Source organism: Actinoallomurus vinaceus (genome assembly GCF_039542055.1).
In the GTDB taxonomy this organism is placed as follows: Bacteria; Actinomycetota; Actinomycetes; order Streptosporangiales; family Streptosporangiaceae; genus Actinoallomurus; species Actinoallomurus vinaceus.
Window position 1 is genome coordinate 559,663 of the sequence record NZ_BAABHK010000005.1, and the last position, 19,872, is coordinate 579,534.

Genomic DNA, 19,872 nt, shown 5'->3' on the forward strand with positions numbered 1-19,872 from the left:
ACTGAATGTTTCCTGAGCGTTAGCCTTAAGGAAGCTACATTCGGCGCCATTGTGAATCCAGCGGAAAAGTAATCGCTTAGTTAATTGGCTGGCCCCTATTGATGGCGGTCCGCAACGTGCCCCTGACACAGAAGTGGACTCCCATGCGCCTACGTGACCTCGCGGCCGACGTGCCCGCCGCCGAACCGCACCCCGCGAGCGGTGACTACGACGTGCTCCGCGTCATCCACGACTCCCGGCAGGCGCGGGCGGGCGATCTGTTCGTCGCCGTACACGGCCTGCGGTCGGACGGCCACGACCACGTCCCCCGCCTCGCGGCGGAAGGCATCGCGGTCGCCGTCGAGCGGCCCGTACCGATCCCCCCGGGGGCACCCGCACTGATCCTCCTGGACACGCGCACCGGTCTGGCCGAGCTGTCCGCCGCCTTGCACTCGAGACCCGCACGTCGTCTGCTGGTGGTCGGCGTCACCGGCACCGCCGGCAAGACGACGACCACGCACATGACCGCCCACGTCCTCACCGCCGCCGGCATCCCCGCCGGATACCTCAGCACCGTCGCCCATGGAGCCGGAACCCATGCCGACGAGAACAGGTCCGGCCAGACCACCATGGCCGCCCCCGACAACCAGGAGTGGCTGGCACGGATGGTCGAGCGGCGCATGCGCGCGGCGGTCATCGAGACCAGTTCGCACGCCTTGGAGCAGGGCAGGGTCGCCGCCTGCGATTTCGATGTCGCCGCGTACACCAACATCGGCCAGGACCACCTGGACTACCACCGGACCCCAAAGAACTACTTCAACGCCAAGGCACGGCTCATGGATCTGACCGCGCGGTCGGCCGGCAAAGGCGTCCCGAAGACCACGATCCTCAACCGCGACGATCCTTCGTTCGAACTCCTCAGCGCGCACTGCGCGACCGAAGGACGCCTCACGTACGCGATCGACCATCCCGCCGACGTACGCGCCACCGATGTGTCCCTGAGCCGGAACCACACCCGGTTCGTCCTGCGCGGCGCCGGCGGATCGGCTCCGGTCCACCTGCGCCTGCCGGCCCTCTTCAACGTCCGCAACGCGCTGTGCGCGGCCGCGTCCGGCCTGGCGTTCGGGGCGCCGCTCGACGCCGTGGCCGATGCCCTGTCCGCCTTCGGCGGCGTACGCGGGCGTCTCCAGCCCATCGACCGCGGACAGCCGTTCACCGTCTATCTCGACTTCGCGCACTCCTCGCTGCGCCTGCACAGCGTGCTGAGCGAACTCCGCACCACCACCTCCGGCCGGCTGATCGCCGTCTTCGGCGCCACCGGCCACGCCGACCATGACCCGGTGGGGATGGGACGTGCGGCCGCGAAGTACGCGGACTTCTTCATCCTCACGACCGACGACCCCGCCCACAAGGACCCGGCGGACCTTGCCCGGCGGATCGAGTCGGGCGTCGGGCCACGGCGACGCGGCACCGACTACGAAGTCATCCTGGACCGGCGGGCCGCGATCCGCCGGGCGATGGAAAGCGCCCGGCCCGGTGATGTGGTCGTCCTGGCCGGCAAGGGTCCCGAACGCACCATGCTGCTCGCCGACGGCCCCGCGCCCTGGGATGAACAGGCCGAGGCCGAGGCCGCCCTCGAGGAACTGGGCCGGGCCACCGCCTCGGCGGCGAACGAGAGCACCTCGCGGGTGAGCTTCGGCACCAGATCCGACCTTGCCGGAACCAGCCAGGAAGTCGCCGGGACCCGACGCCGAGCGGAGGGCCTGTGAGGTACGGACGGCCATGAAAGCACGCTGACCACCGGGATCTGCTGTTCTCCATCGTGTACGCGATGCTGGGCAGCGTGGCGGACACCGAGGACGTGCTCAGGGGCGCGAGAACCGGTCAGTGCGCGCGGTCGCGTTCGAGTACCAATGCCAAGGCGGACAGTCCGCCACTGCGCGGCGCCCCAGCGGCAGCAGTCGGTCGGGCAAGGTCCCGATGATCGGATAGCCCCACTCGTCCAGGTCGATCGTCTCCGGGAGAAGCTCGGCGCACAGGCCGTGCCCTGTGCAGGCGATCGGGTCGGCCCTCAGCCGACAGCGAGGCGGCGACACGCTTTTCACACAATGCCGAAGACGAGGCCGGTCACGCCCGTGCCTTCCAGCGGGCCCTGAACAGTGCGCCAATACGTTAGATGATGCCTTGTCGGAGTGCCGGGCGCCCCGAGTGCCGACTTCCGTCCATTGAGGTCTTCTCGGCAACGTCATGGTTGCGGTGTGTGACGGGGTGCGGGTGCCCGCTCGCGGCCTAGTTCTGCGGTGCCAGGGTGCGTAGGACGTCGAACTCGTTGCCCTCGGGGTCTGCCATGACCACCCAGTTTCGGTCTGAGCCCTGGCCCACATCCGTCTTGGTGGCGCCGAGGCCGAGCAATCTGGTCACCTCGTCCTCGGTGCTGCCGTCGATCGGGCTGACGTCGAGGTGAAGCCGGTTCTTCACGGTCTTGCCCTCGGGCACCTGGATGAACACCAGGGTGGGCGGCATCTGGCGGGCCCGAACATCCTCGACGGTCGGCACCCAGGAGCCGATCTCGACCTTGCCCTCGCTCCGGTCGATCACCTTGAAGTCCAGGACCTCGCACCAGAAGGCCGCGAGCCTCTCCGGATCGTGGCAGTCAACGACCAACTCGGTGAACCTACTTGTCATGACTCTCCCCGATAGTGCGGACGAGGCTCAGAGTATGCCGCCCGTCCGACAGATCCGAGATCTTCCTGACTAGGGACATCAGACGGGCTTGACCGGTCATCAGATACGCAAGAAGCCGCTGGTAGGAACAGGTCTGCGAAGAACAGGTTCCGGGTACCGAGAGGCTTCACGCGTTGACCAGTATCACCTGCACCGGCGTGCTCGATGGCGTGGCCGAACGCGCCAACGCCCTGCTCAAGGTGACCTTCAAGGCTCTGCGCAGGGTCAGCCTCGACCCCAAGGCGATCACCCGGATCACCCGCGCCGCCCTCGTCCTGCTCCAGATGGAACACGGCCGCACCAGCTGAACGAAGATCACGAACTGTCACGAGACGTTACAGAGAAGGGCTCATCGGCTCCGTTAGGACCTCTGGCGCAGCGCCACCACTCCGGTGCCGGTGCGGACGTAGAGCATCCCGTCGGCGGGCAGCACCGCCGGCGGGATCTCGTCATAGAGGGCTTCGTGGTCGAGTTCCCTGTCGTCGATGTATTCACCGAGATCGAGGGCCCAGCGTTGTTCTCCGGTCGCGGCATCGAAGGCGAGGACCGTCCCCTTGCCGGTCGCCATGTAGAGGACGCCGGCCGCCAACACAGGCGTTCCCACTCCCGCGCCTGGCAGCTTGCGGGTCCACAGGGTCCCGCGCGTCTCGATGTCGACGGCGTGAACGCCGTCCTCGCCACCGGACACCACGAAACAGACGACCCCGTCGGCGACGGCCACGGATCCGTCCGGCCGTCCCTTCACCAGATGGCTCCACCGCTTCTCACCGGTGAGCGGGTCGAGGCCGACGATCTCGCCGGGGTGTTCCGGCCGTTCGTCCTCCTCGTCCCGAAGGACCGGCTTCCACACGAGGCCCTCGGCCACGACGGCGTGCGGCGGGCCGGTCTCGGCGAACACCTCTTCCTCCGGCTCGTACGCGAACCGCGTCCTGCCGGTGCGAAGATCCAGGGCCACGAGTCCGCCATGCGTGCGGTTGGCCTCTCGCCCACCGGACAGGTAGATGAGACCGTCCGGCCCGGCCGCCGGGGAGGTCTGAACCCGCCCGCTCGCCTTCCTGTTCGACCACAGCGGAGTCAGGTCGGGCAGAGTGACCGCCCGCACACCTCCGTTGAGGCTGATCAGCACGAGCCGGTCGCCGACGACGGACGGGTACCAGTCCCGCGGCGCCGTCCGCAGGAGCCTCCCCGACCGCAGATCAAGGAAGCTGATCTGTTCGTCGATGAGGTCATCGACCTCTTCTTCGTCGTCGTCCTCGAACTCGTCCGCTTCGGACTCCTCATCGTCGTCATATCCGGCGTCGGCGAAGGTGTCGAAGTAGTCGAACTCGCCGCATACCCCGACGACGACCTCGTCCCGCCAGACGGTGACGACCGTCTTGTAGGACTCGTCGTGGGCGTTTAGGTCGTAGTCGTGGTCGGGGAAACGCCAGCGTTGCTCGCCCGTCGCCGCGTCGAACGCATGGACTCTCCCGAGCGAGTCACCAACGAGCAGGGTGTCCCTGGTAAGGACCGGCAGCGCGTGAACCGGGTAGCCGAGGTCCGCGACCCAGGCGATCTCCGCACCGTCCGGCAGCCCACTGACTGAGTAGGCGCCACTTCGTCCGTCGGTCATCCGTGCCGTCCCTTGAAGTCGTCGGTCCCGCAGAAGTCGATCAACGCTTGGGGAGGGGCCTCGTGGCCGTCACCTGCTACCAGTCGTCGGGATTGGCTCGCACCTGGCTCACGTCGCCTTCCCGGAGGGCTTTGGCCGGGGTGACGAACCGCAGGATGCCTCCATCGCCCCACTCCCACATGTCGGTGGCGCCGAGAGTGAGCAGGTGAGCGTAGGGCTCGCCCTGCGATAGCTCCTCCAACAGGTCAACGCCGTAGCTGCGGATCGGCGGCCAGCCGAACGCCTGATTGTGCATGCCGCCCCACTCGATGCCCTGCTCTTCCGCGCAGTACTGCGGCCAGGCGGTCTCGCCCAATTTGTTGACCACCAGCCAGCCGGGATCCACGTGGTAAAGCGATGACTCCTCGATCTCGTCTCCATAGTCGAGAGTGCTGAGCACCGGGTCGCAGTCGTACGACGAGGCCGAGGGCAAGGTGACGACGGGGGTGGCATGCAACCGAACCCTTCGAACCCGGGCCGAGCCAACGCCGCCACCTGAGCCCCAACGCGTTCCCCCAGATGTTCAACGCACAGCTCACGGACGCCGGACAGCGCCTCTTCATACCTCATCCGGCTATGAAAGCACGACGACGACCCTGAAGATCATCACTGTGCCCCGGACAGCGCAAAGCGAATGCCGCTCTGGCGGATGTCACACTTCGAGGGGCGGTGGCGCTCTCAGGTGGTGATCTCATTGCTCACGGCAGGAGGAGCCCACCATGTCCCACGGCCCGCCCGACCCGGTGCCGGACTCCCCGGCGGAGACGGCCACGCGTGTCTTCGTCGACCACCGGGAACTGCTGTTCTCCATCGTCTACACGATGCTCGGCAGCGTCGCCGACACCGAGGACGTGCTCCAGGAGACCTGGCTCGCCTGGGACGCGCGCAGCCGCTCCTCCGACGCTGAGCCGGTCGGGAACTCGCGCGCCTACCTCGTCCGGGTCGCGGTCAACCGGGCCCTGGCCCGGCAGGCGAGCATCAGCCGCCGCCGGGAGGAGTACGTCGGGCCGTGGCTTCCCGAGCCGCTCGCCACCCCGCCGGGCCCGGACGGTGGTGACGTCGCCGACGGCGTCGTGCGTTCCGAGTCGGTGTCGATGGCGCTGCTCGTGGTGCTGGAGACGCTCTCTCCCCTGGAACGCGCGGTGTTCGTGCTGCACGAGGTCTTCGGCTACTCCCACCCGGAGGTCGCCGGCATCCTGGGCCGCAGCGCCTCGGCGGTCCGGCAGGTGGCGCACCGGGCCCGCGAGCACGTGCACGCGCGCCGTCCCCGCTACGAGACCGACCCGCGCGTACGGCGTCAGGTGACCGAACACTTCATCGCCGCGGTGGTCGGCGGCGACATCGAGGGTCTCATCCGGGTCCTGGCACCCGACGTGACCCTGTGGGCCGACGGCGGAGGCAAGGCACGCGCGGCCGGCCCGCGGCCGGTCCAGGGCCGGGACAGGATCGCCCGCCTGCTCATCGGCGACGCCGCCCGGCGGCCCATCCCCGACCTCGCCATCCGATACCGGCACGTCAACGGCGATCCGTCGGCCCTGCTGCTGTCCGGCGACACGCCCTACGCGGTCGTCGTCCTCGACCTGACCGCCGACGGCACCCAGGTCTGCGGAATCTACACCGTGACCAACCCCGACAAGCTCTCCCACCTCGGCTGACCAGGGAGTTCCCAGTGTTCATCGCCTATGTCGTCGTCGCCGTGCTCGCCATCGCGGCGAACGGTTTCTCGGGCGTCGCCGCCGTCGTCCATTTCAAGCCGATCCTTCCCCCCATGGCCAGGGCCGGGGTGCCGGAGTCCTGGCTCGCGTTCCCGATCGGAACGTTGAAGATCGCGGGTGCCGTGGGGCTGCTGCTCGGCCTCGCCGGCGTGCCGCTGATCGGAACGGCCGCCGTCATCGGTCTGGTCCTGTTCTTCGTCTGCGCCCTCTACACCCACATTCGCGCGAGCGACTATTCGTTCCAGTTCGGCCTGGCCAACGGCTTCCTGGCCCTGGCGGTCGCCGCCCTGGCCCTCGACCTGGCGAGCGCTCGATAGTTTGTAACTCATATGATATGGTTCTCATTCTTTATGGGTACCCCTCGAGAAAGGGATGCGGATGCGCCTACGCGCAGCGGTTGTCGGTGTGGGGATCGCCGTCGGTGCGGTTTGCGGGATGAGCGTGCCGGCCCGTGCGGCCGTGCCGCGGACGGGTGCGGTCGCACAGGCCAAGTGGACCTACGTCGAGTTCTGGGATCGCCAGGGGGACTGCATCGACGCGGGCCAGCAATACGAGCGTGAGGGCTGGCGGTACAAATGCGTAAACGAGTACAACGACCGCGTTGAGTGGGATGGCTGGGACCTTTACATCCTGGAGTAACCGGGGCGCGTTCACCGCGCCCTCGGTACGGCCGGGTGGTCACGCGCCCGGGCGGCGGTAGACGAAGTCGGCCGTCGCGGGCGCCTCGGTGAGCGCCTGGATCAGGCGGTGGTCGGGGGACAGGTGGCAGGCCGGATCCGTACGGGCCGCGTCCCCGGTCAGCGCGAACGCCTGGCAGCGGCAGCCGCCGAAGTCGACCTCGCGCTGCGGGCAGGTGCGGCACGGCTCGCGCATCCAGGCGGTGCCACGGTAGGCGTTGAACGCGGGGGAGTGCTCCCAGATCCAGGCGAGGGAGTGGTCGCGGGCGTTCGGCGGCGACAGGTCCGGCAGCGCGTACGCGACCGGGCAGGGCAGCACGCGTCCGTCCGGGGCGATCGTGATCGAGCGATTCCCCCAGCCGCCCATGCACGGCTTGGCGATGCCCTCGTAGTAGTCCGGCACCACCCAGATCAGCTCGATCGAGGACCGCTCGCGCCAGCGGCGTACGGTCTCCTCGGCGGCGGTGAGCAGCTCCCGGCCCGGCAGGAGCGCCGTCCGGTTGCGCAGCGCCCACCCGTAGAACTGGGTGTTGGCCAGCTCGATCCGTTCGGCGCCCCACTCGGCGCCCAGCCGGATGATGGCGTCGAGGCCCGCGAGGTTGTGCCGGTGCAGGACGACGTTGAGGCCGAGCGGCAGGCCGGCGGCGCGTACGACCGCGGCGGCGCGTTCCTTGTCGGCGAACGACCGCCGGCCCGCGATGCGGTCGGAGGCGGCGGCCGTGGCGTCCTGGACGGAGAGCTGGACGCTGTGCAGCCCGGCGTCGGTGAGCTCACCGAGCCGGGCCGCGTCGAGGCCGACACCGCTGGTGACGAGCTGGGTGTAGATCCCGGCGCGTTCGGCGGCGGCCACGATCTCGGTCAGGTCGGGCCGCAGGAGCGGTTCGCCGCCGGAGATGTGGGCGTGCACGATGCCCAGGTCGCCCGCCTCTTCCATCAGGCGGACCCACGTGGCCGTGTCCAGCTCCGTCGAGCGCCGGACCAGCTCGACCGGGTTGGAACAGTACGGGCAGTGCAGCGGGCACGCGTGGGTGACCTCGGCCAGCAGCGCCCACGGCGGATCGACGGTCCCGGCGGCGACGGCCTCGGAACTCCGCTCCGGTCCCACGGCGGTCTCCTCGACGCTCATCTCACCCACCCCTCGCCGCGTACGCGGTCGAGGAACTCGCCGACGTCGTCGGCGACAGAGGCGTCCGGGAAGTCCTCCGCCAGCTCGTCGACGATCTGCGTCGTCGTACGGCTGCCGTCGCACAGCCGCAGGATCCGGCCCGCCTCCGGGTTCAGGACGACGACCCGCTCGGGCATCACCAGCAGGTCCTTGTCGCGCACCCGGTCGTGGCGCAGCCGGATCGATGAGGCCAGCGCGGGCCGCCACTCGGCGGTCATCCCCGCTCCACGGCGTCGAGAAGGCTCCACAGCACGTCGCACTTGAAGGACAGGGCGGCGACCGCGCGCTCCTGGTCGGCGCGGGTCCGAGCCCAGTCCAGGACGAGGGCGATGGCCTCCTGGCTGTCGTTCCGGCCCTGGGAGATGCGGCCGCGGAAGTACCGCAGCCCGGCCGCGTCGACCCAGGGATAGTGGCGTTCGAACGCCTCGATGCGGACCCGCATGAGGTCCGGGGCGAACAGCTCGGTCAGCGACGACGCGACGGCCTCCAACGGAGGGCGCAGGCGGCAGAAGTTGACGTAGCCGTCGACGGCGAGGCGCACGCCCGGCAGCACCTCTTCTCCCGACAGCAGCCGGCCCCGTTCCAGGCCGGCCGCCTCGCCGAGGCGCAGCCACCGCTCGATGCCGCCCTCGCCGGGCGCGGTGCCGTCGTGGTCGTGGATGCGGTGGATCCACAGGCGCCGCAGCTCGGACGTCTCCAGCTTGGCCAGGATGAGCGCGTCCTTGATCGGGATGTGCTGCTGGTAGTGGAAGCGGTTGAGGATCCAGCGCCGCAGCTCGTCGGGGGTGAGCGTGCCTTCGTGCATCCGCAGGTTGAACGGATGGCGGTGGTGGTAGCGGCGCGCGACCACGTCGCGCAGGCGCTCCTCCAGCTCAGCCGTCGTCCAGGGGGCCAACTCCGTGTCGGCGATGCTCACAGCTCGATCACCGTCCTGTCGGGCGCGACCTCGATGCCCAGGGCCGCCAGCGACGCGTGCGCCGGGGCGGTCGGGTCGACGAGGGGATTGGTGTTGTTGAGGTGGGTGTACAGCTTCCGGCGGGCCGGCAGCCGCGACAGCGGGCCGGCGGTCCAGGTGATCGGCAGGTGCCCCATCTGGGTGGCGGTCCTCTCCGAGACCCCCATCCGGCGGGGCTCGTCGTCGTCCCAGAACGTGCCGTCGACGATGATGCAGTCGGCGGCTGTGAGGACCTTGTCGAGGGCCGGCGTCCAGTCGGCCAGGCAGGGTGCGTAGACCGCGGTCCGGTCGCCGTCCGCGAGGACGAGGGCCACCGACCACGCCCCGTCCGGGTCGGCGTCGGCGGCGTAGCGGGGCCGTTTGCCCGAGACGCGCACGGCCTGCACCGACACGGTGCCGCCGAGCCGTACGGGCCGGTCCTCCGGGAGCTCGTGCCAGGTGAGGCGGGTGTAGGGGGCCAGGACGTCGCCCAGGCGGAGCCGGTCGCACAGTGCGCCGGTCACCGCCGGTGTCGCGATGACGTCGACCGACGCGGCCTCGCGGAGCCGGGCCAGTCCCAGGGTGTGGTCGAGCTCCGCGTCGGTGAGGATCACCCCGGCGAGAGGGGTGTCCCGCGAGCCGGGTGCCGGCGTGCCGCAGAACTCGACCTGGTCGGCGATGTCCGGCGTGGCGTTGATGACGAACCATCGGTCGCCGGCGCGGATCGCCGCCGAGGCGTGCCGGCGCCGGCGCTCCGGGTGGGAGCGGGCGCCGGCACACCCCGGGCATGCGCAGTTCCACTGCGGCACTCCGCCGCCGGCGGCGGTGCCCAGGATCTGCAGGAGCAAGGGTCTTACCGCGTGGACAGGAAGTAGGCGGACGCCTCCATCGACGTCTCGACGATCTCGTAGTCGGGCTTCCTCCAGGTCGTCTGGTCGGTTCCCCGGCGTTTGCCCTTGCCGTGGATGTCTGCCATCGTCACCATCCCTTCGATCGATCGATGGCCCCGGCGGACGGCGTCCACCGGACGTCTCTCATCGAGCGCCTCCGCGGCCGGCGGGGGAGCCCCAGCCCACGTGGATCTCGTCGATGGCGAGCTTCTTGAAGAAGGCCGGCACGCTCTCGGCGGCCCAGGTGCTGTCGACGTCCAGCCTCACGTACCGCGCCGTGGTCGTCGTCGGCAGGTCGATGAACCGCACGGCCTTCGCGCTCTCCAGCACCCCGGTCTTGACGGGGTCGCCCCAGGTCACGCCGTCATCACTGACGTAGACCCGGTAATCCTTGATGCGAGCCGAGTCCTCCTTGCGGCCGAACGTCTCCCGGTTGTGGGTCGGGGAGTTCTCTCGCTGGTTGATCGCCAGGAAGCGGACGGGGCCGCGGCGCCGCAGGTCGAGGGTGATCGAGACCGGCACGGTGGCGTTGCCGTCCCAGTAGTTCAGGTAGCCGCCGTCGGTGAGGTTCGCGGCCGGGTGGCCATCGGCCGAGGCGGTCGCGGTGGCGGTGACGTGCCGGTACAGGCCCTCGCGGCCGGCCAGGTCGACGCGGAACACCGTGTCGTACCGATCCCAGAGGGTGATGCCGGAGATGGTCACCCGCCCGTTCGCCTGGGTGAAGGCGAACCGGTGCCCGGTCCGTACGTCGGTCACGCGGGCGACGCGGTAGCCGTTGTCGCGCACGGTGAGCGTGTCACCCGACGGCCGGGTCAGGACGTGCAGGTAGTTCCGGAACGGGTCGTCCTTGGCGACCGTGACGGTGCCGTACGCGCCGTCGTTCCACGCACCGGGCTGCAGCCCGCCGTACATGTAGCCGCCGCCCTCGGTCCCGTGGATCGACTTCCAGATCGGGTCAAGGTACGTGTCGAGGAAGTTGTTGAAGGCTTCCTGCTTGTCCGGGAAGCGCCCGTTCACCATCGCGGTCTCGGCGATCAGGTTCTTGATCGAGGCCCCGGCGTTGGTGATGTACCGCCCGACGCTGAGCGGGTAGTCGATGTCGGAGTCGCTGCCGTCGTACCACCACGCGCCCTTGGTGGGCAGCTTGAAGTCGGCCTCGGTCAGGCGCGGCATCGGCGTCCAGGTGGCGGCGGGATAGTCGTACGCCGGGGTCATGCCGGTCTTCTGCTCGTTGCTGACCGTGTCCATGATCGGCGTGTCCTCGTTGTTGTTGGACAGCAGCATGTCCGGGCGTTCCTTGCGGATCAGCTCGTACAGGCCGTTCTGCTCCCAGTACTCGTTGTCGTTGTCGATCCAGAACCCGGACAGGCCCGGGTAGTTGTGCATGACCTCGACGAAGTTGTCCCAGCTGAACTCGCCGAAGCCAGGCCGTGTCGAAAGATCAACACTCCTGCCCTTGTAGGCCGAGTAACCGGCGGAGTCAAGCCATTCGTGGCCACTTTCGTCGTGCCACTTCGGATCGTCGGTCATGTAGAGGATGACCCGCAGGCCCTTCGCGCGGGCCGCCTTGATGAGCTCGCCGAGGAAGTCGCGCTTGGTGCTGCAGCTGCCGGGGATCTTCGACGGCCAGGGCCGGGAGTAGCCGAGCCGGCTGTGGAAGCTGGCCAGCACCAGGTACGACGCGTGCAGCTTCCGCGCCTCGCGTACCCAGTAGGCCGGATCCCAGCCGCCGTCGGTCACCGCCTTCTCCCAGGCGGCGCAGTCGGTGTAGCCGGGGCTGGTGCGCATGCCCCAGTGCAGGAACAGTCCCGCGGTGGAGTCGCGCAGCCAGATCTGGCGGGGGTTGAAGAGCTCGGCCCGCGCCGAGGACGTCACGCCCATGGTGAGGACCAGGGCCAGGACGGCGAGCAGCGCCGCCGCTTTCGAACGCATCGTCTGTCGCTCCCAGGGATGAGCAGTGCCATGGAGACTCGGTTTCGGATCGAGAAGAGCCGGATACGGTGCGGTGGACCGGCCGTCGCGAGGGGCTGGGACGGCCGGTCCACCAAGGTGGGCGGTTAGAGGGGATGCGCGCGGATCAGGCGCGTCTCTCCGGGCCGGAGGGTCGCGCTGTAGGAGTCGGCCACCGTTCCGGTGGCCTTGCCGGACCACAGGTCGGTGACGGAAGCGCTGCCGGAGAAGCCGACCTGCGACCAGTTCACGCTGACGGTGGAGTTGCCGGAGGTCCCGGTGTTGAACAGCGCCACGACGTAGTCGCCGTTCGACTCCTTTTTGCGCCAGACCTGCTTGACGCCGCTGTTCACGATCCGGCCCGCGGCGACGCCGTCCTGGTCGACGCCGATCAGCCGGTCGTTGGTCAGCATCGCCGTGTCGGTGCTGTTCAGGTTCGTCAGGTCGGTGCCGAGCAGCAGCGGCGAGGCCGCCATCGCCCACAGCGTGAACATCGACCGGCGCTGGTCGGCGGTCAGGCCGGCCTGGTCACCGTTGCCGATCTCCAGGGAGTCCAGGTCGTTCCAGCCGCCCGGCCCGGCGTACTGCTGCCAGGACGCGGCCGTCCCGAACCGGCTGGACACGTGCGACCAGTCCGTCAGCGGGTAGCCGCTGCCGTTGGAACCCGAGCCGCAGTAGCACTCGACGTCGCCCTGGGTGCGCCAGCTGTTGGCCAGCTTCTTCCAGGTCGTCGCGTTCGCGATGGGCAGGTTGTTGGACAGCGCGAAGTTGATCGGACGGCCGGTGGCGCGCAGCGCCTTGTCCCACGCCTGGACGTCGGGGACGTCGGCGCTGCCCACTCCGTCGATCTTGAGGTAGTCGACCCCCCACGAGGCGAACTGGTTCGCCCAGGAGTTCACGAACTCCTGCGCGCCCGCCTTGGAGTAGTCGATGTAGTACATGTTCTTGCAGTTGTAGTTCTTCTCCGTCTTGGACGTGTCCGCGATGTCCTTCGCGTGGTACGACGTGCCCTCGATCGGGGTGTTCTTGGTGACGGCGTTCTTGGCGATGCCGGGCGTCACGTAGAAGCCGAACTTCAGCCCCTTGCCGTGGACGTAATCGGCGAGCGCCTTGATGCCGGACGGGAACTTCGACGTGTCGACGGCCCAGCGTCCGTACGAGTCGACGGTGAAGCCGTTCGAGTCGCACTTCTGCCAGAAGTCGTCGAGGTTGATGTAGACGAAGCCGTGGTCCTTCAGCCCGCTGCTCGCGAGAGCGTCGGCCTGGGCCTTGATCTTCGCCTCGGTCGGCCAGCGGCGGACGAAGCTCCAGCTGCTCCAGCCCATCGCCGGCCGGACCGACAGGCCGTTGTCCGACGCGTGGGCCGCGGACGTGGCGCCCGGTACGGCCAGCGCGGTGGCCGCCACGGCGAGAGCGGTGAGACGGGCCCTCATCGTCAGCTCCCGCACGTCTGGGTCGAGCCGCCGCTGGTGGCGACGCGCAGCGCCCCGCCGGAGGTGTTCGTGCTGTTCGTGGCGCAGTAGCCGGTGATGCCCTGGAAGAGCAGGTCGGAGGGGCTGTCGCCGCCGCGCTGCGCGGTGAAGTGGTCGAAGCTGATCGCGCTGCCGGCGTTGGCGATGACCGCGGGCCGGCCGTCGTCCTTGGCGAACTTGACCGAGCTGTTCGTGAACTTGATGTTGTTCGCGTTGTGGATGTACCAGCCGTACGCGGGGCGGGTGCCGAGGCTCTTCGGGTTGTAGTCACCGCTGTCGCTGGGGACGCCGGTGCCCATCGTGCCGTTCCCGCCGGGCACGGTCAGGTTGACGTTGTTGAACGTCACGTTGCTGATCTGGTTGCCGCCCGTCTGGCCCCAGATGGTGGGGCTGAAGGACGGGCTCGCGCCGGTGCCGGTGACGTTGTCGAACGTGATGCCCGAGATGTGACCGACTCCGGGGCTGTTGCCGCAGCGTTTCCGGGTGCCGACCTTCAGCATGATCGGCGAGCGCACGCCGGACATCGTGATGTCGCTGTAGTGGACGTCGGAGATGTTCGCGCCGTCCATCGACACCATGCCCAGGCCGGACTTCTGCGCGCCGGTGATGGTGATGTGCGAGAAGTTGTAGTCGGTGAAGTCGCCGCAGGTCTCCGAGCCGAACATCAGCGCGTTGCAGCACTTGGCCGACAGCTTCGAGTCGGTGACGGTGACGTGGCCGTTCGGCAGCTTGGCGCCGAGCGCGTAGTCGCTCTTGAACGGGAGGGCGTCGTCGTTGGCGGAGATGTTCGCGTTGGTGATCGTGACGTTGGTCGTGCTGATGATGTTCCAGCCGTCGCGGTCACTGGCCGTGTCGATCGTCAGGTGGTCGGACGTGACGTGGTCGCAGCCGTTGATGAGCGCCGCGAAGTGGCCGCCGCGCCGCAGCGTGATGCCGCTGAGCGTGAGGTTCGTGCAGCGGGTCAGCGAGATGATCTTGTCGGCCTGACCGCTCTTCGGGTTCCCGGTGATCAGGTTGCCGCCGCCGTCGATCGTCCCGGAGCCGGTGAAGCCGATGTTGGTGAGCTTGTCACCGTAGATCATCGCGTCGTGGAAGTGGCTGTGCCCGTAGTCCTGGTACTTGTCGTTGGAGTTCGACTCGGCCTTGTCGTAGCCGGTCCCGCTCGCGCCCTTGATGGTCGAGCCGGAGTCGAGTTGCAGCGTGACGTTGCTCTTCATGTGGATGGTGTTCGAGGACTTGTACGTCCCCGACGGGAAGCGCACCGTGCCGCCGCCCGCGTCGTTGGCCGCGGTGATGGCCTTGTTGATGGCGGAGGTGTCGTTGGCGTCGCCGTCGCCCTTCGCGCCGTAGTCCTTGACGTTGAAGGTGCCGGCGGCGGCGCGGGTCGCGGCCGGCACGGGCGGCTGGACGAGGCCGAGGACGGCGACCAGTCCGATGAGGGCCGCGAGTGTTTGTACGAGGTGTTTCAGTGGGATCTTCATGGTTTCTTCCGAGAGGAGGCGGAAAAAGGGATTAGCAGGTCACGCCTTCGGTGCGGACGAACTGCTCGTTCATGATCAAAAAGGCGCCCAGGCCGTGGAAGTCGTTGGTGGCCCGGGTCCTGCCGACGTAGTAGGAGTACGAGCCGACGTTCGTGCCGACGGAGATGTCGGTCAGGTTCGTCCGGCCGTCGCTCCCCAGCGAGATCTTCTTCAGCACGCCCTGGTAGGCGCGGTCGGCGACCGCCTTGTAGTGCGCGTCGACATAGCCCTGCTCCGCGGCCCGCGACAGCGCGAACGCGAACATGCTCGAGCAGGACGTCTCCGTCCAGTTGCCGGACTGCGAGCCCTTGTCGACCACCTGGAACCAGCGCCCCGTGGCCGGGTCCTGGTAGCGCTCGAGGCCGGCGGCGAGGTCGCGCAGGATGGTCAGCAGCTGCGGCCTCCGCGCGTTGGTCGCCGGGACGGCGTCCAGCACGTTGACCGTGGCCATGGCGTACCAGCCGATCGCCCGGCACCAGTGCTCCGGCGCCAGGCCGGTCTTGGAATCCGCCCAGCTCGCCTTCTTGGACTCGTCGTAGGCGTGCCGCAGCAGGCCGTTCGACACCTGCAGATGGGTGCCGTACGCCACGAGCTGCTTGGTCGCCTCGTCGTCGGTGTAGGCGGTGTCGCCGAACTCCTTGCCGTACTCGACGAGGAACGGGTTGACCATGTACGCCCCGTCGGCCCACAGCTGGTGCGCCCGGCTGCTGGACGTCCCGTGCCAGAACGCGCCGTCGGAGTTCCGCGGGTACGACTTCAGCCGGTTGCGGATCTTCGCGGCGGCGGTCTGGTAGCGCGCCTGGCCGGTCTCGTGGTGCAGCAGGACGAGGATCCGGCCCGCCTGCATGCTGTCGAGGTTGTCGAAGCTCTGGCCGATGTTCCCCTTCGAGTCGACGAAGCGGTCCGCCCAGCTCTTGATGTACGACAGGTACTTCGCGTCGTGGGTGCGCTGGTAGACGAGGTACTGGCCGTACAGGTACAGCCCGACCGGGTACGACCAGCCGCCGATCTTGCTCGGGGTGTCGCGCGCGATGGTCGAGTCGACCACCGCCACCGACCAGTCGGTGGCCGCCTTGGCGGCGCGTCCCGGGCGGGCGGCCGACGCCGGCGTGGTGAGCGCGGTCAGCGCCGCGCAGAGCACCGCCGTGAGCGCGACGGCGGGCCGCCTCGATCCCAGAATGCGCTTTCTCGGCCTACGCATAGTCGGATCCCAGCCACATCTCGTCGATCAGCAGCTTCTTGTAGAACTTGGTCGCGGACGACGCGGCCCACGTGCTGTCGACCTCGAGGCGGACGTAGCGCGCGGAGGAGATGCCGAGGTCGATGAACCGCACGCCGCGGGCGCTGGGCATCGTCCCGGACTTCACCGTCGACCAGGTCTTGCCGTCGGTGCTGGACAGGACCTTGTACGCCTTGATCCGCGCGGAGTCCTCGGTGCTCGACCGCTTGTAGCTCACCGACCACTCGCGCTGGTTGACGCCGAGGTAGGCGACCTTCTTGGCGGAGCCGAGGTCGAGGGTGATGTTCACCGGCAGGGTGCCGTTGTTGTCCCACCACTTCAGGTAGTCGCCGTCGACGAGGTTGCCCGCCGGGTACCCGCTCTTGGACGCGCTCGCGGTCGCGGTCACGCCGGAGTAGATGCCGGTACGGCCGGACGTCTGGACCTTGAAGACGGTGTCGTAGCCGTCCCAGTCACCGATGCCGGTGATGATCAGCGAGCCGCCGGACTGGCTGAAGTTCAGGGCCGCGCCGGTGCGCAGGTTCGTGACCCCGGTGACCTTGTAGCCGTTGTCGCGGACCTTCAGCGTGCTGCCCGAGGGCTTGGTCAGCACGTGGATGTAGTGCAGGTTCGGGTCGGTCTTGCTGATGGTGGTGACGCCGTACGCCCCGTCGTTCCACGAGCCGGGCTGCAGGCCGCCGTACATGTAGCCGCCGCCCTCGGTCCCGTTGATCGAGCTCCAGATCGGGCCGAGGTAGGTGTTGAGGAAGTCGTTGTACGAGGCCTGATTCGACGGGAACTTGCCGTTGACCTGCGCCGTCTCGGCCATCAGCGACTTGATGGAGGAGCCGGCGTTGGTGATGAGCCGCCCGACGTTCAGCGCCTTGTCGACCGAGGAGTTGCTGCCGTCGTACCACCAGGCGCCGCTCGAGGGGAGCTTGTAGCAGGCCTCGGTGAGGCGGGGCGCGGGGGACCAGGTGGCGGCCGGGTAGTCGTACGCCGGGGACATGCCGGTCTTCTGTTCGTTGCTGACCGTGTCCATGATCGGCGTGTCTTCGTTGTTGTTGGACAGCAGCATGTCCGGCCGGTCCTGGCGGATCTTCTCGTAGAGGCCGTGGTCGATCCAGTACTGGCTGTCGTTGTCGATCCAGAACCCGGCCAGGTCGGGGTAGTTCTGCATGACCTCGACGAAGTTGTCGTAGGAGAACTGCCCGAAGCCGTCGTTGGTCGTGAGGTCGACCGTCTTGCCCTTGTACTTGGAGTAGGCGGAGGAGTCGAGCCACTCGTGGCCGCCCTCGTCGTGCCACTGCGGGTCGTTGGTCATGTAGAGGATGACCTTCAGGCCCTTGGCCTTCGCGGCGCTGATCAGCTCGCCGAGGAAGTCGCGCTTGGTGCTGCAGCTGCCGGGGATCTTGGACGGCCAGGCCCGCGCGTACCCGAGCCGGCTGTGGAACGACGCGAGCACGAGGTACTTCGCGTGCAGCTTCTGGGCCTCGCTCACCCAGTAGTCCGCGCTCCAGCCGCCGTTCGTCACGTCGGACTCCCAGCCGCTGCAGCTCGTGTGGGCGGGGCTCGTGCGCAGGCCCCAGTGCAGGAACAGGCCGGCGGTCGAGTTGCGGAGCCAGTCCTGGCGCGGATTGGTCAGCTCGGCCCGGGCGGGGCCGGCCGTGGTGGTGAGGGTGAGGGCGAGCGCCGCCAGACCGGCGGCCGGCAGGCGCAGTGATCGTCGTCGCATGGGCGGGGGTTCTTCCTGGGTGTGGCAGGGGACTGCCCGGATGGGGACCGGCGGGAGCCGGGATGAGGGTGACCGCGCCCCCGGGCCCCTGGCGCACCGGGGACGCGATCACGTATTCGGGGGGAAGGGCTACTTCAGGTCGATCCGGAACACCTTGTCCGAGCCGTCGGCCTGGTTGCCGTTGTTGTCGCAGTTGGTGGTGGACAGCCACAGCGCGTTCTTGCCGGGGATGGTCTCCACGGTCCGCAGCCGGCCGTACGTGTTCACGTAGTAGGCCGCCGGTGTGCCGGTGGTCGTGCCGTCGACCGGGATGCGCCACAGCCGCTGGCCCTTCAGCGCCGCGACGTACAGCGCGCCGTCGGCGTACGTGATGTCGCTGGGCGAGGCCTGCGACACCGACCACTGCACCTTCGGGTTGGTCATCCCGGAGGTGCTGCACTTTCCTTCGCACGTCGGCCAGCCGTAGTTCTTGCCCGGCTCGATGAGGTTGACCTCGTCGTACTTGCTGTTGCCGAACTCGGCCTCCCACAGGCGGCCCTGCGGGTCCCAGGTGATGCCCTGCGGGTTGCGGTGCCCGTAGCTGTAGACGAGCGTGCCGAACGGGTTCCCCGGTGCGGGCTGGCCGTCCGTGGTCATCCGCAGGATCTTGCCGTTGAGGGAGCTCTTGTCCTGCGCGAGGTCGGGCGTCTGCGCCTCGCCGGTGGTGGCGTACAGGTAGCCGTCCGGGCCGAACTTCAGCCGCCCGCCGTTGTGGTAGCGGTTCTTCTTGATGCCCTGGACGAGGATCTTGTAGCCGCTCAGCGAGCTGCCGTCGTAGGTCATCCGGACGATCCGGTTGCCCTCCGACGCCGTGTGCATGATGTACACGTAGTGGTCGCTGCTCCAGTTCGGCGAGACCGCGATGCCCAGCAGGCCGCCCTCGCCGTCGGTCGTCACCGCGTTCGGCACGGCGCCGACCTGGGTCTTCGTGCCGCTCTGGGTGAGCTTGAAGACCTTGAAGGAGTCGCGTTCGGTGATCAGCGCCGAGCCGTCCGGCAGCCAGGACATCCCCCAGGGGATCGTCCAGCCGGACGAGACGGTGGTGATGCTCGAGGGCACGCCGCCGCCGGAGGAGGACCCCGTCTTCACCGTCACCGCGTTGCTCGCGTCGGAGACGTTGTTGCCGGCGTCCTTCGCCTTCACGGTGAACGTGTAGGAGGTGTTCGCGGCCAGGCCGCTGATCGTCGTGGAGGTGGTCTTGACCCCCGTGACGATGGCCGTCCCGCCGCTGTAGACGTCGTAGCCGGTGACGCCCACATTGTCGGTGGCCGCGTCCCAGGCCAGGGAGACGCTGCCGCTCGTCACGCCGGTGGAGCGCAGGTTGGCCGGCGCGCTCGGCGGCTGGGTGTCGTCGGTCGCCGCGGTGGTCACCGTGACCGAGGCGCTGCTGGGCGACACGTTGCCCGCGGCGTCCCGCGCGAACACCGTCAGCCGGTACTGCGTCTTCGGCGTCAGCCCGGTGATGGTCTTGCTCGTCGCGGTGCCCGCGGCCTCGGAGATCTTGTTGCCGTCGTTGTAGATGTCGTAGGCGGCCACGCCGACGTCGTCGGTCGAGGCGTCCCAGGCGAGGGTGACGCTGTCGCTGGTCACCCCGGTCGAGTGGACGTTGCCCGGGGTGGTCGGCGCCTGCGTGTCGCCGCCCGTCCCGCCGTAGACCTGCAGTTCCTGCAGGGAGTAGCCGTAGCTGCTGGTGTCCCGGCAGCGTTTCGTCCCGTACACGCGGACGTACCGGCCGCTGGCCTTCAGACCGGTCAGGTCGTCCGTGCCGCCGTCGCCGGAGGTCGTCGAGTAGACGTCCGTCCAGGTGGAGTGGTCGCCGGAGGTCTGGACGCGGTACGCCGTGGCGCACGACAGGTCCCAGACCAGCTTGACCTCGCTGATCTGCGCGGTCGCGCCGAGGTCGACGTAGATCCACTGCGGGTCGGAGTCGCGTACGCTCGCCCACCGCGTGGAGGTGTCGCCGTCGACGGCGTACTTCCCGGCGTATCCGGATCCGCCTTCCGAGGACGCCGTCGTGGGCTTGTTCTGGCTCAGGAGCACGGGCGCGGCCGCGTGCGCAGAGGATGTACCGATCAACAGCCCGGCGCCGAGCGCGCCCGAGCCGAGCAAGGCAAAGGTTTTCATCATGATCCTGCCGCCGCTCTTGGAACGGAAAGATGGGATCTTTGCTGGAAATGTAACAGCGGTGTTTCCGCTGTCAAT

19 protein-coding genes and 1 pseudogene are annotated in these 19,872 nt (G+C 68.6%); 5 read left to right on the forward strand and 15 right to left on the reverse strand.

Features of this window, described 5'->3' with window-relative positions; genetic code table 11:
• The first annotated feature begins 143 nt into the window (after nt 1–143).
• Nucleotides 144–1,748 (forward strand): Mur ligase family protein, encoded by a 1,605-nt coding sequence (locus ABEA24_RS21275; RefSeq protein ID WP_345432700.1) that lies wholly within the window; start codon nt 144–146, stop codon nt 1,746–1,748.
• A gap of 96 nt (nt 1,749–1,844) precedes the next feature.
• Here ABEA24_RS21275 and ABEA24_RS53605 read toward each other — a convergent pair whose 3' ends face one another.
• Nucleotides 1,845–2,363, reverse strand: a complete 519-nt coding sequence (locus tag ABEA24_RS53605) for a ferredoxin (protein ID WP_425551211.1) — start codon at nt 2,361–2,363, stop codon at nt 1,845–1,847.
• Complete coding sequence (locus tag ABEA24_RS21280; protein WP_345432701.1) at nt 2,269–2,664, reverse strand: VOC family protein; 396 nt, start codon at nt 2,662–2,664, stop codon at nt 2,269–2,271. The genes ABEA24_RS53605 and ABEA24_RS21280 overlap by 95 nt, the downstream gene beginning before the upstream one ends.
• A 212-nt stretch (nt 2,665–2,876) precedes the next feature.
• On the opposite strand from ABEA24_RS21280, the pseudogene ABEA24_RS21285 reads away from it, so the two are divergent.
• Nucleotides 2,877–3,011, forward strand: a pseudogene (locus tag ABEA24_RS21285) (IS5/IS1182 family transposase); the annotation flags it as partial.
• Between the two features lie 53 nt (nt 3,012–3,064).
• Here the strand turns inward: ABEA24_RS21285 and ABEA24_RS21290 are convergent.
• Together ABEA24_RS21290 and ABEA24_RS21295 are read right to left on the reverse strand one after the other, a co-directional pair.
• A complete protein-coding gene (locus tag ABEA24_RS21290) occupies nt 3,065–4,315 on the reverse strand; it encodes an outer membrane protein assembly factor BamB family protein (protein WP_345432702.1) in 1,251 nt (416 codons plus the stop codon).
• A gap of 76 nt (nt 4,316–4,391) precedes the next feature.
• Nucleotides 4,392–4,811 (reverse strand): hypothetical protein, encoded by a 420-nt coding sequence (locus ABEA24_RS21295; RefSeq protein ID WP_345432703.1) that lies wholly within the window; start codon nt 4,809–4,811, stop codon nt 4,392–4,394.
• Between the two features lie 262 nt (nt 4,812–5,073).
• Between ABEA24_RS21295 and sigJ the strand changes: the two genes are divergently transcribed.
• From sigJ to ABEA24_RS21310, 3 genes are all read left to right on the forward strand, one after another.
• Nucleotides 5,074–6,009, forward strand: coding sequence for an RNA polymerase sigma factor SigJ (sigJ, locus tag ABEA24_RS21300; RefSeq protein ID WP_345432704.1), 936 nt, complete (start codon nt 5,074–5,076; stop codon nt 6,007–6,009).
• Between the two features lie 14 nt (nt 6,010–6,023).
• Complete coding sequence (locus ABEA24_RS21305; protein WP_345432705.1) at nt 6,024–6,386, forward strand: DoxX family protein; 363 nt, start codon at nt 6,024–6,026, stop codon at nt 6,384–6,386.
• A gap of 88 nt (nt 6,387–6,474) precedes the next feature.
• Complete coding sequence (locus tag ABEA24_RS21310) at nt 6,475–6,708, forward strand: hypothetical protein (protein ID WP_345432706.1); 234 nt, start codon at nt 6,475–6,477, stop codon at nt 6,706–6,708.
• 39 nt (nt 6,709–6,747) lie between these two features.
• Here the strand turns inward: ABEA24_RS21310 and pqqE are convergent, their stop codons facing one another.
• From pqqE to ABEA24_RS21365, 11 genes are all read right to left on the reverse strand, one after another.
• Nucleotides 6,748–7,872 (reverse strand): pyrroloquinoline quinone biosynthesis protein PqqE, encoded by a 1,125-nt coding sequence (gene pqqE / locus ABEA24_RS21315; protein ID WP_345432707.1) that lies wholly within the window; start codon nt 7,870–7,872, stop codon nt 6,748–6,750.
• Nucleotides 7,869–8,129 (reverse strand): pyrroloquinoline quinone biosynthesis peptide chaperone PqqD, encoded by a 261-nt coding sequence (gene pqqD / locus ABEA24_RS21320; protein WP_345432708.1) that lies wholly within the window; start codon nt 8,127–8,129, stop codon nt 7,869–7,871. The genes pqqE and pqqD overlap by 4 nt, the downstream gene beginning before the upstream one ends.
• Nucleotides 8,126–8,827: a pyrroloquinoline-quinone synthase PqqC gene (gene pqqC / locus ABEA24_RS21325; protein ID WP_345432709.1), complete on the reverse strand. Its 702-nt coding sequence runs from the start codon at nt 8,825–8,827 to the stop codon at nt 8,126–8,128. Before pqqC ends, pqqD begins: the two co-directional genes overlap by 4 nt.
• Nucleotides 8,824–9,693, reverse strand: coding sequence for a pyrroloquinoline quinone biosynthesis protein PqqB (gene pqqB / locus ABEA24_RS21330; RefSeq protein WP_345432710.1), 870 nt, complete (start codon nt 9,691–9,693; stop codon nt 8,824–8,826). Before pqqB ends, pqqC begins: the two co-directional genes overlap by 4 nt.
• Nucleotides 9,694–9,698: 5 nt before the next feature.
• Complete coding sequence (gene pqqA, locus ABEA24_RS21335) at nt 9,699–9,821, reverse strand: pyrroloquinoline quinone precursor peptide PqqA (RefSeq protein ID WP_345432711.1); 123 nt, start codon at nt 9,819–9,821, stop codon at nt 9,699–9,701.
• A gap of 58 nt (nt 9,822–9,879) precedes the next feature.
• Nucleotides 9,880–11,667, reverse strand: a complete 1,788-nt coding sequence (locus ABEA24_RS21340; RefSeq protein ID WP_345432712.1) for a discoidin domain-containing protein — start codon at nt 11,665–11,667, stop codon at nt 9,880–9,882.
• Between the two features lie 125 nt (nt 11,668–11,792).
• A complete protein-coding gene (locus tag ABEA24_RS21345) occupies nt 11,793–13,118 on the reverse strand; it encodes a glycoside hydrolase family 27 protein (RefSeq protein ID WP_345432713.1) in 1,326 nt (441 codons plus the stop codon).
• Between the two features lie 2 nt (nt 13,119–13,120).
• Complete coding sequence (locus ABEA24_RS21350) at nt 13,121–14,638, reverse strand: glycoside hydrolase family 28 protein (protein ID WP_345432714.1); 1,518 nt, start codon at nt 14,636–14,638, stop codon at nt 13,121–13,123.
• Between the two features lie 31 nt (nt 14,639–14,669).
• Nucleotides 14,670–15,878: a glycoside hydrolase family 88/105 protein gene (locus ABEA24_RS21355; protein WP_345432715.1), complete on the reverse strand. Its 1,209-nt coding sequence runs from the start codon at nt 15,876–15,878 to the stop codon at nt 14,670–14,672.
• Nucleotides 15,871–17,631, reverse strand: a complete 1,761-nt coding sequence (locus ABEA24_RS21360) for an alpha-L-fucosidase (RefSeq protein WP_345432716.1) — start codon at nt 17,629–17,631, stop codon at nt 15,871–15,873. Before ABEA24_RS21360 ends, ABEA24_RS21355 begins: the two co-directional genes overlap by 8 nt.
• Before the next feature lie 129 nt (nt 17,632–17,760).
• Nucleotides 17,761–19,797, reverse strand: coding sequence for a PQQ-dependent sugar dehydrogenase (locus ABEA24_RS21365; RefSeq protein ID WP_345432717.1), 2,037 nt, complete (start codon nt 19,795–19,797; stop codon nt 17,761–17,763).
• Nucleotides 19,798–19,872 lie beyond the last annotated feature (75 nt).

What these genes read in the sequence shown, in the direction of transcription:
- ABEA24_RS21345 (WP_345432713.1), bottom strand. Translation starts at nt 13,118, where the DNA reads ATGAGGGCCCGTCTCACCGCTCTCGCCGTGGCGGCCACCGCGCTGGCC.
- ABEA24_RS21340 (WP_345432712.1), bottom strand. Translation starts at nt 11,667, where the DNA reads ATGCGTTCGAAAGCGGCGGCGCTGCTCGCCGTCCTGGCCCTGGTCCTC.
- ABEA24_RS21360 (WP_345432716.1), bottom strand. Translation starts at nt 17,631, where the DNA reads ATGCGACGACGATCACTGCGCCTGCCGGCCGCCGGTCTGGCGGCGCTC.
- ABEA24_RS21355 (WP_345432715.1), bottom strand. Translation starts at nt 15,878, where the DNA reads ATGCGTAGGCCGAGAAAGCGCATTCTGGGATCGAGGCGGCCCGCCGTC.
- ABEA24_RS21350 (WP_345432714.1), bottom strand. Translation starts at nt 14,638, where the DNA reads ATGAAGATCCCACTGAAACACCTCGTACAAACACTCGCGGCCCTCATC.
- ABEA24_RS53605 (WP_425551211.1), bottom strand. Translation starts at nt 2,363, where the DNA reads ATGTGGGCCAGGGCTCAGACCGAAACTGGGTGGTCATGGCAGACCCCG.
- ABEA24_RS21280 (WP_345432701.1), bottom strand. Translation starts at nt 2,664, where the DNA reads ATGACAAGTAGGTTCACCGAGTTGGTCGTTGACTGCCACGATCCGGAG.
- ABEA24_RS21365 (WP_345432717.1), bottom strand. Translation starts at nt 19,797, where the DNA reads ATGATGAAAACCTTTGCCTTGCTCGGCTCGGGCGCGCTCGGCGCCGGG.
- ABEA24_RS21290 (WP_345432702.1), bottom strand. Translation starts at nt 4,315, where the DNA reads ATGACCGACGGACGAAGTGGCGCCTACTCAGTCAGTGGGCTGCCGGAC.
- ABEA24_RS21275 (WP_345432700.1), top strand. Translation starts at nt 144, where the DNA reads ATGCGCCTACGTGACCTCGCGGCCGACGTGCCCGCCGCCGAACCGCAC.
- pqqA (WP_345432711.1), bottom strand. Translation starts at nt 9,821, where the DNA reads ATGGCAGACATCCACGGCAAGGGCAAACGCCGGGGAACCGACCAGACG.
- sigJ (WP_345432704.1), top strand. Translation starts at nt 5,074, where the DNA reads ATGTCCCACGGCCCGCCCGACCCGGTGCCGGACTCCCCGGCGGAGACG.
- pqqD (WP_345432708.1), bottom strand. Translation starts at nt 8,129, where the DNA reads ATGACCGCCGAGTGGCGGCCCGCGCTGGCCTCATCGATCCGGCTGCGC.
- pqqE (WP_345432707.1), bottom strand. Translation starts at nt 7,872, where the DNA reads ATGAGCGTCGAGGAGACCGCCGTGGGACCGGAGCGGAGTTCCGAGGCC.